The 17,313-nt window shown below is 37.6% G+C and carries 14 protein-coding genes and 1 pseudogene; 12 read left to right on the top strand and 3 right to left on the bottom strand.

Translation table 11 applies throughout. The features are described 5' to 3' along the window. Nucleotides 1-53 precede the first annotated feature (53 nt). From AHMF7605_RS25825 to AHMF7605_RS25795, 7 genes are all read left to right on the top strand, one after another. Nucleotides 54-1,262, top strand: a complete 1,209-nt coding sequence (locus AHMF7605_RS25825; protein ID WP_106932836.1) for an acyltransferase family protein — start codon at nucleotides 54-56, stop codon at nucleotides 1,260-1,262. Between the two features lie 246 nt (nucleotides 1,263-1,508). Then, a complete protein-coding gene (locus tag AHMF7605_RS25820; protein ID WP_106932835.1) occupies nucleotides 1,509-2,750 on the top strand; it encodes a glycosyltransferase in 1,242 nt (413 codons plus the stop codon). A 76-nt stretch (nucleotides 2,751-2,826) separates the two neighbouring features. Next, complete coding sequence (locus AHMF7605_RS25815) at nucleotides 2,827-3,459, top strand: acyltransferase (protein ID WP_106932834.1); 633 nt, start codon at nucleotides 2,827-2,829, stop codon at nucleotides 3,457-3,459. 24 nt (nucleotides 3,460-3,483) lie between these two features. Beyond that, nucleotides 3,484-4,344 carry a glycosyltransferase family 2 protein gene (locus tag AHMF7605_RS25810; protein WP_106932833.1) on the top strand — a complete coding sequence of 287 codons (861 nt, stop codon included), beginning with the start codon at nucleotides 3,484-3,486 and terminating at the stop codon, nucleotides 4,342-4,344. A gap of 11 nt (nucleotides 4,345-4,355) precedes the next feature. After that, nucleotides 4,356-5,159: a glycosyltransferase gene (locus tag AHMF7605_RS25805; RefSeq protein WP_106932832.1), complete on the top strand. Its 804-nt coding sequence runs from the start codon at nucleotides 4,356-4,358 to the stop codon at nucleotides 5,157-5,159. A 40-nt stretch (nucleotides 5,160-5,199) separates the two neighbouring features. Next, the gene (locus tag AHMF7605_RS25800) at nucleotides 5,200-5,988 is read left to right on the top strand and encodes a glycosyltransferase family A protein (protein ID WP_106932831.1); all 789 of its coding nucleotides are present in this window, start codon (nucleotides 5,200-5,202) and stop codon (nucleotides 5,986-5,988) included. Between the two features lie 147 nt (nucleotides 5,989-6,135). Next, on the top strand, nucleotides 6,136-7,488 hold the full coding sequence (locus AHMF7605_RS25795) for a lipopolysaccharide biosynthesis protein (protein WP_106932830.1): 1,353 nt from the start codon (nucleotides 6,136-6,138) through the stop codon (nucleotides 7,486-7,488). Nucleotides 7,489-7,735: 247 nt separating this feature from the next. Here AHMF7605_RS25795 and AHMF7605_RS30865 read toward each other — a convergent pair whose 3' ends face one another. Next, on the bottom strand, nucleotides 7,736-7,861 hold the full coding sequence (locus AHMF7605_RS30865) for a hypothetical protein (protein ID WP_262512370.1): 126 nt from the start codon (nucleotides 7,859-7,861) through the stop codon (nucleotides 7,736-7,738). A gap of 484 nt (nucleotides 7,862-8,345) precedes the next feature. On the opposite strand from AHMF7605_RS30865, the gene AHMF7605_RS25790 reads away from it, so the two are divergent. Then, complete coding sequence (locus AHMF7605_RS25790) at nucleotides 8,346-9,530, top strand: glycosyltransferase family 2 protein (RefSeq protein ID WP_106932829.1); 1,185 nt, start codon at nucleotides 8,346-8,348, stop codon at nucleotides 9,528-9,530. Nucleotides 9,531-9,763: 233 nt separating this feature from the next. Then, nucleotides 9,764-10,907, top strand: a pseudogene (locus AHMF7605_RS25785) (IS3 family transposase). 708 nt (nucleotides 10,908-11,615) lie between these two features. On the opposite strand, the gene AHMF7605_RS25775 reads toward AHMF7605_RS25785, so the two are convergent. Together AHMF7605_RS25775 and AHMF7605_RS25770 are read right to left on the bottom strand one after the other, a co-directional pair. Further along, nucleotides 11,616-11,867 (bottom strand): transposase family protein, encoded by a 252-nt coding sequence (locus AHMF7605_RS25775; RefSeq protein ID WP_106932827.1) that lies wholly within the window; start codon nucleotides 11,865-11,867, stop codon nucleotides 11,616-11,618. Between the two features lie 178 nt (nucleotides 11,868-12,045). After that, complete coding sequence (locus tag AHMF7605_RS25770) at nucleotides 12,046-12,342, bottom strand: hypothetical protein (protein ID WP_106932826.1); 297 nt, start codon at nucleotides 12,340-12,342, stop codon at nucleotides 12,046-12,048. A 446-nt stretch (nucleotides 12,343-12,788) separates the two neighbouring features. Here AHMF7605_RS25770 and AHMF7605_RS25765 point away from each other — a divergent pair, with 446 nt between their 5' ends. From AHMF7605_RS25765 to AHMF7605_RS25755, 3 genes are all read left to right on the top strand, one after another. Beyond that, complete coding sequence (locus AHMF7605_RS25765; RefSeq protein ID WP_106932825.1) at nucleotides 12,789-14,003, top strand: site-specific integrase; 1,215 nt, start codon at nucleotides 12,789-12,791, stop codon at nucleotides 14,001-14,003. Nucleotides 14,004-14,134: 131 nt separating this feature from the next. Then, nucleotides 14,135-16,366: a Piwi domain-containing protein gene (locus AHMF7605_RS25760; protein WP_106932824.1), complete on the top strand. Its 2,232-nt coding sequence runs from the start codon at nucleotides 14,135-14,137 to the stop codon at nucleotides 16,364-16,366. Then, nucleotides 16,354-17,220 carry a hypothetical protein gene (locus AHMF7605_RS25755; protein WP_106932823.1) on the top strand — a complete coding sequence of 289 codons (867 nt, stop codon included), beginning with the start codon at nucleotides 16,354-16,356 and terminating at the stop codon, nucleotides 17,218-17,220. Before AHMF7605_RS25760 ends, AHMF7605_RS25755 begins: the two co-directional genes overlap by 13 nt. Nucleotides 17,221-17,313 lie beyond the last annotated feature (93 nt).

Below are 17,313 nucleotides of genomic sequence, written 5' to 3'. Positions count from 1 at the left end.
TTATTTTCAATTAGCCATTAGGCTGACTCATTTAAGAAGCAATTTATTGCAATATGATTTCATTCATTAAGTTAATCCCAAAAAAATTAACTCGCGTAACTTCCGGGAGAAAACTAATAAAGGAGATTGATGGTCTTCGTTTCCTGGCTATTTTACCGGTACTTATCCAACACATGGCCGAGCGTTTCGAGCGGAATACTTCTATTGCTTTCGCGACTCCTCCCCATGAAGATGGCATTGCCTTCTGGGCTTCCAGAGGATTCTTAGGAGTTTATATCTTTTTTGTAATAAGCGGATTTGTTCTGGCCCTTCCTTTTGCTTCCAATAAATTAAACAATACTAAAAAGATAAAATTAACCGATTATTATTGGCGCCGTGTTACCCGGTTGGAGCCTCCCTACGTTTTCTGGACAACTATTTTCTTTTTAGTTTTTATTTTTTACGGGCATAAAAGCTTTTTTGAGTATTTACCTCATTTTCTGGCTAATCTAACTTATACCCATGGACTTATCTATAAAGAATGGTCGCCTATTAACCCTCCCACTTGGACCTTAGAAATTGAGATTCAATTTTACATTCTCGCGCCATTTTTAACTTTCTTATTCTTTTCGATTAAAAACAAAACTCTTCGCCGGATTTGTAATCTATTTCTGATAATAGGTTTGATGGCGGGCCAGCAATATCTTAAATTTTATCAAAATCCGGCTAACTTAAGCATTCTTGGCCATTTACATTATTTCTTAATCGGATTTATGATAGCCGATATTTATTTATGTGACTGGAGTGCTAAAATTAAGAAGCAAATTATTTATGATTTTACTGCTATTATAGCTTTAGGAACCTTAATTTATATATGGAGTTGGGAGTATAATTTTACGAACCGGCTTCTAGTAGTTATTCTATTGTTTGTCTTCTTTTATTCGGTATTTAAAAGTAATTATGTAAATAAATTTGTATCAAACAGATGGATTATGGCTATGGGTGGTATGTGCTATACTATTTACCTAATCCATTTGCCTTTAGCTGAGCTTTTAGTTGTTTTTACCAAGAATATTCAAATAACTAACTACTATGGCATTAATTTACTCGTACAGCTATTCATATTCTTGCCAATTGTATTAGTACTAAGCGCTTTATTTTTCCTGTTCTTCGAAAAACCCTTCATGAATAAAGACTGGCCCAAAGCTATACTCTCTAACTTTTCAAAATCTGTTAATTATCAACTTCCTTTAAAATACGTGTTGGGTAAAAAAGCTAAATAACCCAATCAAATAGTTGCATTTTATCAATAAAGCAGTTTAACTCACAAAAGAACATTACCAATAAAGTATAATAAGAGAACTTAGCTATAAGCATTATTGTAGCTTTGGAGAATATAAATTAGTTTAGAAAATGCCTTGGGAGATTATTGCTGGTCCTGCTTTATTATGCCTTTTTATTGGTTTTAGAAGCGGCTTGAACGAATGTAAAAAAAGCAGTAGAAAAACAGAGAATAATTAACCACTAACGTGAGAAACAAAGACATTATAGTAATTGGACAACAAGGCTGGGATCTGAATATCGGTAGCAATGCCCATAATATTGCGACTGTTTTTGCTCAGAATAATCGAGTAATTTACGTTAATCCACCATTAGATATTAATTCTCTGCTTAGAACCAGACAGAAATCTCAGTTAAAAAAACACTTAAGTATTTTGCTGGGTAGAGCAGATAGCCTGGTAAAGGAAGCGGATAATTTATGGATTTATACACCTGGTATTCTTTGCTTATCTAATAATTGGCTGTCCTCGTCGCAAGTTTTCCGTTCACTAAATTATATAAATAATAAGCTCTTTGCTCAGAGCATTAGCCAAACCATCAAGAAATTAGATTTTAAAGAGTTCTTACTTTTTAATGATGGCTTAATGTTTTTGGGACTGGAATTAAAAGCGCTATTGCAGCCCGTTAAGTATATTTATTATGTACGCGACTACCTGATTGCAACGCCTTATTTTAAGAAACATGGCACTTGGGCAGAAGCAGAACTGATTACTAAAGCAGACTTAGTAGTAGCTAACTCTTTATTCTTAGCGGAATATGCTTCACAATACAATGCTAACAGCTATGATATAGGCCAGGGTTGTGAATTAAATTTTTTTAACCCGTCAGTGGAAACAAGTGTGCCTGCTGATATGGTCAACTTGCATAAACCTATTATAGGTTATGTTGGTAATATTACAACTAGTCGCTTAGATATAAATCTTCTGGAACAACTAGCTACTTCCCGGCCAAACTGGACTTTTGCTATGGTAGGCTTTGAGGATGATGATTTTAAGGCAAGCCGCTTGCACAAGAAAGCTAACGTTCATTTTTTAGGAACAAAAGCTCCGGAAGAATTACCTTCTTACATTCAACATTTTGATGTGTGCATAAACCCGCAATTAGTTAACGAAATTACAATTGGGAATTATCCGCGCAAAATAGACGAATACCTAGCTATGGGGAAACCAACTGTTGCTACTAAAACCAAAGCCATGCAACTATTTGAAAATTACACCTACTTAGGTTCTTCATCAGCCGAATACATTACTTTAATTCAAAGGGCTTTATCCGAAAATAGCAACAATAAAGCGGAGGAAAGAATTGCTTTTGCCAGAAGCCATACCTGGGAGGCTTCAGTACAAGCAATCTATGATTTAGTCCATCAGGTAGCGCCAACAGATAAAGCAGTATCAATCAAGGAAAATGCTAATTCTGTGCATTCCTATTAATCTGAGGAAAGCTTTATGTAAAATATTAAAGCACAAAATTTAAAAGTTATTTAAACAGATATTTCAAACTACTCATATGAGTTTTGTTCAAACAATAAAAGATAATCCAAAGCTTAAGAATTTGGCACTTTGGATGCTTATTTCTCAAAACCAGGCTCGGCCGCGCTTATGGGTAAAACTTTTCTTGAACCCACTTAAACATAAAAAAGGCATAAGGGCTACCATAAGAAAACGTACCCGGATGGATGTAATGCCATTTAACAATTTTTCAATCGGTCAAAATTCAACTATTGAAGATTTTGCTACGGTTAATAATGGCATGGGCGATGTACATATTGGAGATAATAGTCGGATTGGAATATCAAGCGTGGTGATAGGCCCGGTAAATATCGGCAACTATGTTATTTTGGCTCAGAACGTGGTAATGTCCGGGCTAAATCATGGTTACGAAGACATTCATATTCCGATTAACTTGCAGAAATGTACCACTAAAGAAATCAATATTGAAGATGAATGCTGGATTGGAGCTAACTCGGTAATTACGGCGGGGGTTAGAATAGGAAAGCATTCAGTAGTAGCGGCGGGCAGTGTGGTTACTAAAAATGTACCCCCTTACTCCGTCGTAGCTGGTAATCCGGCTAGGATTATAAAACAGTATAACAGCGAATCTAAGCGTTGGGAGAGAACAAACATATTAACTACCATATAAGAGCATTTCAATAGTTATTCTTTTATGAGAATTTTAAATAATCCGGGCTGGTTAAATCAATTTCAATATCCTTACGAGAAGTTTGAGGAAATTCCGGCAGCTGTTTTTGATAAAATAAACGCCGATTTAGACCAAGTACAAAGCCAGCAACCTTTGGTAAGTGTGGTTATTACCGCTTGGAATGAAGAAGTAAATATTCTGCGCTGTGTGGCGAGTTTGGCCAAAATGAAAACCAAACATCCTTTCGAAATTATTGTAGTTAACAATAATTCAACGGATAGAACGCAGGATACCATTGATAAGCTTAAGGTTAAGTCCTATATCGAAAAAATACAAGGCGCTGGTCCAGCCCGGCAACTCGGGCAGGAAAAGGCAACTGGTAAATTTATTTTAACTGCCGATGCAGATTGCTTTTATCCGGCCTGCTGGATAGATGAAATGATGCAGGTTTTACAAAAACCGAATGTGGTTTGCGTGTACGGCAGGTATTCTTTTATCAGCGAAATGGGCTTCCCGCGGTGGCAGCTTACCGTACTGGAATCCATGAAAGATATAATTGCGGAAATACGGCATATTAAGCGGCCATATTTTAATTCGTTTGGCATTAGCATGGGTTACATAAAAGAATATGGTTTGAAAATAGGCTTTATAAAAATAAACCGTCGTGGCGAAGATGGTCAGCTTTGCTTAAATTTAATGGCCTACGGTAAAGTAAAACAAGTACGCTCCAATGCCGCTCGGGCTTGGACCGGAACACGTACTTTGCAACGCGATGGCAACTTTTTTCAAATTATATATACTCGCATCTGGAATGAGACAAGCCGGTTCTTAAACTATTTTTATTCACGCTTACCGGAAGAAAAAGAAGTTTCTAAAAATATTTAATAATTAGATTAATGACGGGTTCTACTTATTTTTTTCCGGAAGTTACTTTATTGATAACGCACTATAACCGGAGCCATTCCCTCGAAAATTTACTTTTTAAATTTAAGGAGCAAAATATTCTATTTCACGAGATTATTGTTTCCGATGATGGCAGCAAACCCCAACATTTAAATAAGATAAAAGAGCTACAAACTCGTTTTAATTTTCGTTTAGTTACTACACCTCAAAACAAAGGCTTAGGTAATAATATTAATAAAGGGCAGGCTCAGGTAACTTCTCCGTATACTTTATACGTGCAGGAAGACTTTTTACCTAAAGCTACATTTGCGCAGCACTTCCGGGATGCCTTAAACTTTATGCAGACGGATGCCGAGTTAGATATTGTCCGGTTTTACGCTTACTTCCGTTATCCTACCCTTACACCTTACAAAAAAGGTTTTTCTAAAATGGTTTTGAGCCCGTGGTGTTTCAATCATTTAAAATTTTATTACTACAGCGACCATCCACATTTAAGAAGAACCACTTTTCCGGAGAAGTTTGGTCCTTACGCCGAAGGCGTAAACGGCGATCAAACCGAATACCGCATGTGTATTTCCTTTATTCAAAATAAAGGCAAAGGTCTTTTCTTCGATAATTTCACCGAATTATTTGATCAGGTAAACACCTCTCAGGAGCCCAGTACGGCCACGTTCCGTAGTGTCTGGAAACAAGGTAACCACAGCTTCATCCTTTTACTGCGGTTAGTTTACCTGCGGTATAAATTTTTAAAATTCAGGTGGGATGTAGCGTTTCTAAAGCTGCCTTCTTTTAGATAATTCCTCATCCTTCTACCACAATTAATTGAATTTGTCCAGTATGGCACCTACAACTTATTTTTTTGAAGGAATTACTTTACTGATTACTCATTATAACCGGAGCCACTCTCTCGAGAGATTACTGCGCACCTTTAAAGAACAAAACTGTTCTTTTCAGGACATTGTTGTTTCCGATGATGGCAGTAAGATTGAACATTTAACCAAGCTAAAAGATTTACAAGCTATTCTTCCTTTCCGGCTTATCACTACTGAAAAAAACCAAGGGTTAGGCCATAACATTAATAAGGGGCAAGATGCCGTTAACACTCCTTATACCTTGTACATACAAGAAGATTTCGTGCCTAAGCCCATTTTTAATCGTTCTCTCCAAAATGCTTTAAGCTTTATGGCAGAAAAAAAAGAACTGGATATGGTTCGCTTTTACGCTTATTTTAAATATCCTTTTCTGAAACCGTACAAGAATGGGTTTTCTGAAATGCTTTTCAGTCCTTGGCCTTGGTACTGGGGTTATCAGAAATTTTATTATTACAGCGACCATCCCCATCTACGCCGCAGCAATTTTCTGGAAAAGTTTGGCCGTTATCCTGAAGGTCTGAAAGGCGATGTAACCGAATACCGAATGATGATGTCTTTTATCCAGAAAAAAGGTCAAGGTTTGTTCTACGACAATTTTCAAAGTTTATTTGACCAGCAAAACTCATCAGCCGAACCTAGTACCATGAAAAGAAATTATTGGCGAGAGAGCGAACAACCATTGGTTACTGTTGCAAGACATTTTTACCGGCACCTCAAATTTAACGTGGATTTTCATTTTTCCCGGTATGCCTAAACAGGGTGCTCTATTACGCTAAAACCAGCCGCGAACATCTTTTAAATTAAACTAAAGGCCTAAAAACACACATTCACTTAAATAAGTTTTGGCCAGAGTAAATTAGATTTCCTGTCCACGAACTATACTTCCAAATAAATAATTTTTATGCAAGGTCTCCTGAAAAAACTCGGTAATATGCATTTCTTATCGTTACTGGGTAATGGAAGTATGTCCGTGATAAACATGGTTACGGTAGCCTTGCTCTATCGGTCTTTGCCCATTGCGGATAATGGAATTTGGATATTCTACCAAACAGCAACTTTATTTATCGATACTTTCCGGCACGGAATTTTAAATACTGCCTTTATAAAGTTCTATGCCGGTGCAACTAAAGCTCGGGCCGAAGAAGTAATTGGCTCCACCTGGTTTTTAGCAGTTTCTATCTCCGGCTTCTTTATTTTGTTGAATATCCCAATGCTTTTAGTTATTAGTTATGTTCAAGATAAGGCCATTGTACTTTTTATTAAATACCTAACCATAAATTTACTATTTAGTCTGCCCAGCTTAGTAGCTATATGTATTGCACAAGGCGAATTACGCTTCGACCGGCTCCTTTACCTGCGGGTTTCTAATAATGGTTTGTTTTTGTTTTTCTTGTTGGTTTTGTTTTTAATAAATCAAGCAACGTTGCAAAACATAGCTTATGCTAATTTATTAGCCATTCTATCTGCCAGTTTAATAGCCCTGTTTGCTGGTTGGACCAAAATTCAGTTCTTTCATAAAAGTAGTACTGCCTGTGTTAAAGAAATCGTTCACTTCGGCAAGTTCACGGTGGGTACTTTTATCAGTGCTAGTTTGTTTAGAATCACCGACACTTTTATAATTAACTTTATGCTGGGTCCAGCCGCTCTGGCAATTTATAGTCTAGGCCAGCGGTTAATGGAAATTGTGGAAATTCCTTTACGCAGCTTTATTGCTACAGCTATGCCATCTATGTCGTCAGCGTATAACCGGGGCGAAAAAACAGAAGTGATTTATACTATGCAAAAGTATATTGGCATGATTACTCTACCTCTGATTCCGGTATTATTAGGAGCTTTCGCTTTTTCTGATTTAGCTATAAGTTTAATTGGTGGCGGAAAATACGTTGGAACAGAAGCAAGCAATGTTTTTCGTTTATTTATGACCTTTGCATTACTTTTCCCAGCCGATAGATTCTTTGCTATAGGTCTTGACGTGATAAACAAGCCTGATATAAATTTTAGAAAAGTATTGATAATGTTGGTAATTAATCTGGTGGCAGACTATGTAGGAATTTTAATCTTTGGTAACGTATATGGCATTACCATTTCCACTTTATTTCCTACCCTCTTTGCCGTAATAATAGGCTATAATGCCATGCAAAAGCATTACATGCGTTTTAATTTCTGGGAAGCTTACTATATAGGATTGAATGAGCTAAAAGCCTTAATTAAGTTATCTATTTCCAAAAAACAAGAAACACTTCAGAATCATTAAGCTTAACCTCCTACAGCATTTAAATTTACTTAAAGTAAGCTTCTCCTTTAAATAAGCCTAAAAATATCTTATGTAGGTAATTGAGCGCATAGACTTCGGCAAGATTAGTGGTAAACACACCTTCGTGGTCATAAAAAGATAATCTTTTGATTTTACTTCTTTTTTCAAGTTTAAGCGTGACCTCCAAGTATTTTAAGTTAATCAGCAACCAACTATTTGATATTAAATGTTGCAAATGATCCTTTAATCAAGGCGAATAGTCCTGACTGGTTTCTTCAGCGTAAATAATAGATGTAAATCTTATTCTTTCCGCTGATTGAGCAAAACTTAAAAACTGGTTGGCAATAGTAAAAAGGTGAAAAAATATTTTCATGATTTAGGCACTGGAAGCAAATTAAAATTAACCGGCGCTTAGAGTAGTTACACTAGTAAATATTCTAAGTAATTAATTGTATTGTTTTCGAAAACCGCCCGGTGCTTAAAATAAAGACAACATCAATAAACATCTAAAGTAGGTATTGTTAAAATACTAAAATTAATGGATTAAACAAATGTATTATAATTAATTTAATATGACATTAACAAAATAGCATAGTATTTAAATGTTTGGAAAAGCAATTTTAATCCTACGTGCCTTAAACTAAAATTTACGACTTGAATCATTATTTTAAAGGTCAATTATTTTTTCTTAAAACCTTTTTGTCTTAATTAATAGGAATAGTTTTTTTGTAATCTTACAGGATTATCATATAACTTTTTTAAATAAAATAAGTCATATTGTTTAATATTAAAATTGATAAATTTTCTACTTCTATCTTTAGTTGAATATAACAAAAAGATTTAATTTTTCTAAGTTCATGCTAACCTTTTTCATTGCTTGCTTTTGGCTAAGTTTAGGTATTTTATTTTATTCTTATTTAGGATATGGTTTAGTTCTGTTTGGTTTAGTTAAAGCCAAAAGAGCATTTAAACCAGCTGCCCCTAAATTTTCGGACTCAGAAGAAATGCTGCCAGAAGTAACCGTGGTAGTAGCCGCTTATAACGAAGAAGATTATATAACTGAAAAAATTAACAATACCTTTTCCTTACAATACCCACCAGAAAAGCTTAAGCTGTTAGTAGTAACAGATGGCTCCTTTGACCAGACACCCGATTTAGTAAAAAGATACCCAAATGTTACTTTACTACATCAACCCGAAAGAAAAGGGAAAATTGCTGCCGTAGAAAGGGCAATACCTTTTGTTACTACCGACATTATTGTATTTACCGATGCTAATACCATGCTCAATACAGAAGCAATATTAAAATTGGTTAGACATTACCAGAATGAAAAAGTAGGAGCAGTTGCCGGCGAAAAAAGAATAGTAGCGAAGGAGAAAGATGCAGCCCATGGTGCCGGTGAGGGCATGTACTGGAAATACGAATCTGCTTTAAAAAAATGGGATTCCGAGCTTTATACGGTGGTGGGAGCTGCCGGTGAATTATTTTCAATCCGAAGAAAACTTTTTGAGCCAGTGCCGCACGATACGCTTATTGAAGATTTTTACATGACACTACGAATAGCTCAGAAAGGTTACCAAGTACGTTACGAGCCCGAAGCTTATGCATTAGAAGGGCCATCGGCCTCAGTAGGTGAAGAACTAAAAAGAAAAATACGAATTGCGGCGGGCGGCATTCAAGCGGTTGTACGACTAAGTTCTCTTTTAAATGTACCTAAATATGGGTTATTGAGTTTCCAGTACATTTCTCACCGGGTTTTGAGATGGACCCTGGCTCCGCTTGCTTTACTTTTACTCTTGGTTAGCAATATTAGTCTAGCCCTTTCAAGCAACACGGTATTTTTCCAATTAGGATTAGCTTTGCAAATATTCTTTTATACGGCGGCTATGATAGGTCGTATATGTGAAACCCGCCAGTTGAAAGTAAAAGCTTTCTTTGTGCCTTATTACTTTCTAGTTATGAATTATGCCGTTTACTTGGGATTTGCCCGATTTTTAAAAGGATCACAATCTGTGCTTTGGGAAAAAGCAAAAAGAGGTTAACTCATAAAGAAGTTTAATACTTAAATAGGAAATTAGGATATACTCTAAAATTAACAGGTTAAACGCACTTGCTAAGTTCCTTATTAAGAATTTGGAGTAAGTAGGCCCCGGTTCAGCCCGCCTTTTTTCGTCGTTCTTTGATGCTGTGTTTGTCTGGCATCTGCTGTCGTGTCAGCTTCCCCGCAAATAGAACTGTTTCGGAAGAGAAAATATCTTAACTTAGAACAGTATTTATGAAAAGGAAAACCTTCACTCCCCAACAAATTGCCAAAATCCTCAAGGAGTTTGAGGAAGGCAAAAGTGCCGCTGATATTAGCCGGGAGCATGGCGTGAGCCAGGCGGCTTTTTACAAATGGCGGCAACGCTACAACGGTATGGATGCGACCGAGCTGAAGCGGCTCAAAGACTTAGAAGAAGAGAATCGTCGTCTAAAAGCCATGTATGCCGAACTGGCTTTGGATTTAAAGCTGGCAAAAGAGATGGACCCGATGCTGAGGCACGTCTGCGGGTCTGAAAAAAGCTCTAAAGCCCTGCCAGAAGCGGCAGATCGTGCAGGAGGTATTTAAGTTGCCTCAAACCGGTATTAGCAGGGCGTGCCGGGTATTAAGTTTAAGCAAGTCGGTTTACTACTATCAGTCACATAAAGAGGACCAGCCGGTAGAGCGGGCTTTACGGGAAAAAGCCGAGCAGCACCCCCGAGAAGGATTCTGGAAAGCTTTTGGCCGGTTGCGCCAAGAAGGACAGCCGTGGAATCATAAACGGGTTCACCGCATCTACACCGCTCTGGGTTTAAACCTACGGCGCAAAGCGAAAAAACGTCTACCGGCCCGCATCCAGCAGCCATTACAGGTACCCGAGCAACTAAATCATACCTGGTCGATTGATTTTATGAGTGACGCGCTAATGAACGGGAGAAAGTTTCGCTCCTTCCACGTACTGGATGATTATAATCGGGAAGCGCTGCACATTGAAGTGGATTTCTCCTTGAAGAGCAACCGGGTAGTTTGGCTACTCAACCATTTAATAAAACGAAGGGAAAAACCAAAATGCATCCGGATGGAGAATGGGCCCGAGTTCGTAGCCACGCTCATGGCCGAATGGAGCCAAATGCAAGGAATAGAGTTTATCTTCATTCAACCCGGCAAGCCCACCCAAAACGCCTTTGTAGAACGCTTTAATGGTACCTTCCGCCGAAATATACTGGATGCTTATTTATTTGAAAGCCTAAACGAAGTGAGGGAAATTACTTCTCATTGGTTAGAGGACTACAACTATAAAAGACCGCATGATGCTTTAGGTGGACTCACTCCAATTAGGTTTGCTCAAAAAAACAACTGGAACAACTATTATCAATTTAAACAAAGTTTATACTTTTAACCAGTTCAAAAAACGGGAAGCCGACAGTAGAAGTTGTAGAGCTATTTTGCGCAAGGTGTTATGGTTTTTGGCGCTATTACCCGTTCTGGTCCTACTATTGTCTTCCTCAAAGTCTTACATCCAGATGCCTGTGTAATACGCCAATGTGCTCTGACGTGCGCATTAAAATAGGCGGGTGTCTCTTTTTTACTGCTTAGGTAAAAACGATATTCTTCTTGTATTATATAGGCAAACTCTCGCTTAGCATGAATCATTACTGCGGACTGGATGCCTTTCCAAGCTTGTAATTCCTCTAATAAAGTCAATTCCTGAAGCACATAGCAGGTACGGTTTCAATGCGCCCATTACCAAAAGTTAGATTCGTGTCGGAACATAATAAGCTGGTACGGGCTTTCATAGAATCAGCTACTTGCTCATAGACCTGCTTTTGGTTCTTTTTCAAGGACTGCAAATAGTCCCGTCCTTATCTATAATCTGCTCCGCTACTAGTGAATTATTAGCAATCGCATCGATGCAGACCAGCGTTTGACTTACTAGTAAGGCTGGTATCACTGTCTTCTCGTTGCTTTTAGCATCCGTTTTGATCTGCCTCAGTACTAAGCTTTATTCACAAGCCCAGGCGATAACTAGGCAGATGCCACTCTTTTTCTGGCCCCGCTTGGCCATCGCCCGGAGTACTTTGCCATCGATACTGAACTGGTTTCCCTGCTAGAAATCTAGTAGCTGGCTAGAATGGCAGTAGAGACAGACCGAAAACTGGTCCATGTACAAATAGCGAAACACTTGCGTAATGGTGTCGTGCGAAGGAATGCCGTGAGGCAAAAACAAAAAAGTACTTAAAAACTCCTTTTTCTGTTCCCCATAGGTAGCTATTATATCCTCCAACAAAGGTAATTTCAACGCGCACTCCCGGCGATAATCGACTAAGTTGCTAAATATATTTTTGATATCTTTATTCATCTATATTTTATAAACAGAAATAATAAATGATCAATTTAGCTCCCTCAAGTGCGTTTAACCTGTATAAAATTAATGTTGAACTACTATCTTTAGTTTATTTCTTCTTTAAAATATTTGTACCTCATAAGTCTACAATAATTTAAATATAACTACTTCATCCAACCTGGAGAGCAATTATTTAGTTATCGCTTGGTTTAAAAATTAGTAGTGCCGCTTTAAGGGGTATACCCACTAATCCTCTTTCGAGCGAGATTAACCTTTCTTCATTTAAGGAAATTTCTTCTTTTATGATGGCTAATCTTTTCTCTACAGAATCTATCTCTTCCATATTTTTCAATAGCAAAGCTCTCTCTTTTTGCAAAGATTTAAGTAGTCGCTTTGTTTTTATGTAAATACGTATATTAACAAAGGTGATTAATGGAACAAGAACAATAAGAGTTGTTATGCTAAAAATTATAAAATAAGAGTGCTGCATTCCTAATTAAAATATATAGAAAACCATATACAAATTAAGAACCAGAATATATATTATTATACATATATAAAGTTAAATTTTACTGAGATTTAAGTATTTTAAAATATATGACTTGTTTTGAAATTAAAAGTAGAGTTTGATTGATCGCAACTTGCTTAAAATGAAGAAGTCAGGCAAATAAATTCTTTAGACGGCGTTTTATGAATAATTTTTAACTCTCTCATAAAAACATGCAAGCATAAAAAAAGCCCCGGAAAAATCCGGGGCTTTTTCGTGGTGATGATTGGAACCGAACCAACGACACAAGGATTTTCAATCCTTAAGATATTGGTTTTATATGGTGCAATACACCTTTAAAGTGCTGAAAAACAGCATTTTTTATTTATTTGGATTCAACAAATATCAAATAAAATCGTAAATTGTTGTACCAATGTTGTACCAATTCTATGTCCACCGTAAAATTAGTTCTCCGTAAGAAGCCGAATAAGGAAGGCAAATTCCCGCTTTGTCTGCGCATTACCAAAGATAGAAAATCATCCTTTATCCATTTAGGCTACCATTTAAATGAAGATGATTGGGATGACGCAAAACAGCGGGTTAAAAAATCTCATCCAAATGCTACTCGTTTTAATAATCTTCTACTGAAAAAATTAGCGGAAGCCAATGACAAAACTCTTGAGCTTGAAACACTGAAAACCAATGTATCAAGCCAAGCTGTCAAGCAACGGGTAAAGCCAGCCCAAGGATTGACGTTTTTTGTCCAAGCGCAGGCTTATCTTGATAACCTGAAAGCTTCCGGGAAATATAATCAGTATACGGCGGATAAGCCGCGTATCAAGCACTTTAGAGAATTTGTTGGTAACCAAGACTTGGCGTTCTCAGATATAACCGTTGCCCTTCTGGAACGCTTTAAGGTGTATCTGCGGGGAAAATACCAGATAAGCGAACGAACAATTGTCAACCACCTAGCAGCGATCCGTTCTGTATTTAGTAAGGCTATCCGGGAGCAAATTGTCGAGCGTAAAAATTCCCCCTTCGGCTCAGAAAGAATTCAGATCAAGTTTCCAGATACGGTGAAAATCGGCTTATCATCAGATGAATTAAAACGGCTGGAGGAAGTTAAACTAGATAACCCACTTCATAACCATGCCCGTAATATGTGGCTGTTTTCTTATTACTTCGCTGGAATGCGCGTTTCAGACGTTCTACGGCTTAAATGGGCGGATTTCCAAAATGACCGCCTACACTACAGCATGGGTAAGAACACTAAAGCAGGATCATTGAAAACCCATGAAAGAGCCTTGGCAATAATGGCGCAGTATGCAGATGAAAAGCGGCATAAGGACGATTTTATCTTCCCTGAATTAAAGAAATTAGACAATCTGAATGACAAATTTGCCTTACAGCGCACAATTGCTTTCACAACAAGCCGTATTGATAAATTCCTGCGTAATCATGTTGCATCAGCCATTCAGACGGATAAGAAGCTGACGATGCACTTGGCGCGGCACACCTTTGCTCAGATTGCTGGAGATAAAATTAGCATTCAAATTTTGCAGAAGTTATATCGCCATTCATCTATAACAACGACGTTAGGGTATCAATCTAACTTTACGATAAAACATACCGATGATGCCTTGGATGCCGTTATCGGAACTTGAAAAATTATAACATTCGTTTAACGATTAAATTCTATTCGTTTACTTAACTATATAACACATCAAGGCACTCGGCGTATATACCTTACACCATATCATTGACAACCTAAGTGATATTGGAGCAGATTTACTATATGAAATCCAACTTTTATCCTATTACTTTTGACTTTGAAGAATTTGATGTTCAACGAATTCCCTTCCGAGAAGGTCTATTATCACAACTAAGACAGGCTCATAATGCTACTCACTCGTTTTTCCGACGTGGTGATTTTATCTATATCTCACCAGGTACGTCAAATGCAGAGACGCTAGGCCAGACTGTTCGTTTGCGTATTCAAGAGCATCCCCAAGTTGTAAGCTCATTAATTAAGCATGTATTTTTTCGCGCAGTGAAAGATGCGCAACCTACGTTACGTCCTGAATTCTATCCGTTTCGCTTTGCAGCCATGCGTTCAGAATTGGATTTGGCTTGGCGGCATGTTCCAAATAATCTACGTGGAGTTCTGACATTTAAACGAATCACGGAGGTGCAATTCCGCGATCACGTGGATTCAAATGAACGTTTAGTATTTGGAGCACTTATAAATCATAGATACAAATGGGATTTAAGCCGCAATTGTAAAGAGCTATTCGAAGTTAGTTTTGATTTAACTAATAGGGAAGTTACGGGAACGCTATCACCTGATTACGCTGATGGAGTAGTAGCACCCGAAATTTCTCTACTTGGCAGAATACATCAAGTAAAAGGTGAAGAAGCGTTAATTGATACTAATGATGGATTGAAGAATTATTCACTAAAGGAGTTACATCTTCATAATTCTAGAGAAAATATAAATGCATTCCTTACTTGGGTAATTGGTGAGTCTCAGGCAGAACGTGTAATAAGAAGCATCAAAGATCAGGAAACGCAGAAGCTGAAGCTTTCTGTAACAATGGCTGAAATTGAGACGATGGCTCAATGGCTCAGTAAGTTGAACTATCGTAATTACGATTCCTTCGGATTTCGTATTATCCAGGATAATTCTGTAAGTTCACCTGCTAGTTTTTCGTTACCAGAAACTAATCTAATATTCGATTTAAGTAAAACTAGAGTTCATTCGAAGCCTTCAATCGGCCTTAATATGTACGGACCTTATAGCCGCTCGGCCGGATTTGCAGAAAATTCTCCTCGTATTCTAGTCATTTTCCATCGTCAGAACGCAGGTGATTTTACCAAATTTCTAGCCGACTTGCGCGACGGTATCCCCGGACATCAATGGTTTCCTAGTGGCATGATCGGCAAATATCGTTTAACTAGCATGTCCTATCATATTGAGGAACTCACCAATTATTCTGTTGAAGAATACTTAAAAGCGATTGAACGAGGACTAGCTAGGCAAGATGCTGCTTTTGATTTAGCGATCATTGAAACGTCAGATAGTTTTCGGCGTTTGTCAAATATAGAAAATCCATACTTTAGAGCCAAAGCAATGCTTTATATGCAGGGTACTTCTGTACAATCTATTAAGCCCGAAACAGTAAGATCACCTACATATACAATTGACGGTATTGCGTTGCAAATATATGCTAAACTTGGTGGCACTCCCTGGACGATTCCTGGCGATCAAAGTGTAGATCGGGAATTAGTAATTGGAATAGGCAGTACAATATTACGAAAAAGTCAATATGCGGGTGCAACTCAGGCGCGTTACGTTGGAATTAGTACTTTTTTTTCAGCTGATGGAAAGTATCTCGCAAATAGTCGAACACAGAACGTAGCATACGAAGAATATTTTGATGAATTATTACGAAATCTCAAGTCGGCGTTAGATCGTCTTTCTAATGAATATAGTTGGAATGACGGTGATCGTATCCGACTCATATTCCATATTTTTAAGCCAATTAAAAATATGGAAGCGGACGTAGTTAGTCGCCTTGTTGCTGAATATCCGCAATATAACATTCGTTTTGCCTTTGTCACTTTAGTTGAACGCCATCCATATATATTATATGACGAGCACCAGCGCGGTAATAATGGAAAAGGGACTAATGTACCTAGCCGAGGTTATGCTTTGCCATTAGGAACGCGTGAATGCTTAGTCCATTTATTAGGTAGTCAGGAGGTACGTACGGCACGTCATGGTTCTCCTACACCCATATTAGTACGTATCCACGAACAGTCTACATTTTTGGACTTACAGTACATTGTACAACAAGTTTTCAAGTTTAGTCGCTTATCTTTTCGGTCTTTCAATCCAAGCTATGCTCCAGCGACCATCCTATATGCTAACATGCTTACTAGGCAGCTGAAAGAACTACGAGCAATACCAGGTTGGAACTCAATAGTTGCTAGTACTCAATTAAGGCAAAAAAAATGGTTTCTCTAGATGCTTTGTCTACTTATTGGATACCATTACGGGCTAATCTGCTCACCAATTTTTTTATCAACTTTTTAAACGATATTCAAGGATTATCAGCTCCAACCCTTAATCCATCAGACACCGATAATGTTGTGTGTAATTTATTATTATATGTACGACAAAACGATGTTACCTCCGCAACGGCTTTGTATCACAGGCTTATTACCCGTCAATTTAGGCCTGAATCCGAATGGATACATAATGACTATTTGTTGTTTGCCTTAGTTTGTACAGCAAGTAAGTTCCAACTAGATAATAATTGGATAAGACAGGTTCTTCTTTGCCGTCCCAGTCTAGATGAATCCCAGCGATTAACAAATAAAACTTTCGAGAATTTATTGGCTGGCAACTACAATGCACGTGAGGATTATCATCAGATCTCTGTAGTATTTCAAATTGTGACTCAACAAATCCAGTTTGACGAGACTAGGCTAAATAAAATGTTCGCTTATCTTTGGCGTAACCCTTTCCCTTACTTTGAATCAGATTTCTTGAATATCGTTTCCTTAAGAGCAATTCGTGCTGCTTTTGAGGCAAAGGGATTGTTAAATCCTGAGCAACGATTTATAACTGAACAATTTGCATCGCGCTTCATAGCTCGAGTAAGGTTAATAACTAAAATAATTACTTATACAATTTTTGCTTTGACGATTGGGGGACTAGCATTCAGTGCGGCCTTCTTTGCTGAGAATATTTGGGTCAAGGCAGTATTAGCTGCACTATCAGCATTAGGCTTAGGAGCAAGTTTCTTTGCTGATATCCGCATTTGGCTTGCTTCACGAATCGAGAAGATGCTTAAAAGTTTTTGGGGTTATAAATAGTAAGGAACTTTGAATAAGCAACTATGGCTTAGTGATACGTACCTAATAATTATTATTCATCAACTAGAATAAGCTTAATTCTTTGCTTACTAA

Origin of the sequence: Adhaeribacter arboris, assembly GCF_003023845.1 — a bacterium.
Taxonomy (GTDB): Bacteria; Bacteroidota; Bacteroidia; order Cytophagales; family Hymenobacteraceae; genus Adhaeribacter; species Adhaeribacter arboris.
This window is presented reverse-complemented; position numbering and strand designations above follow the sequence as displayed.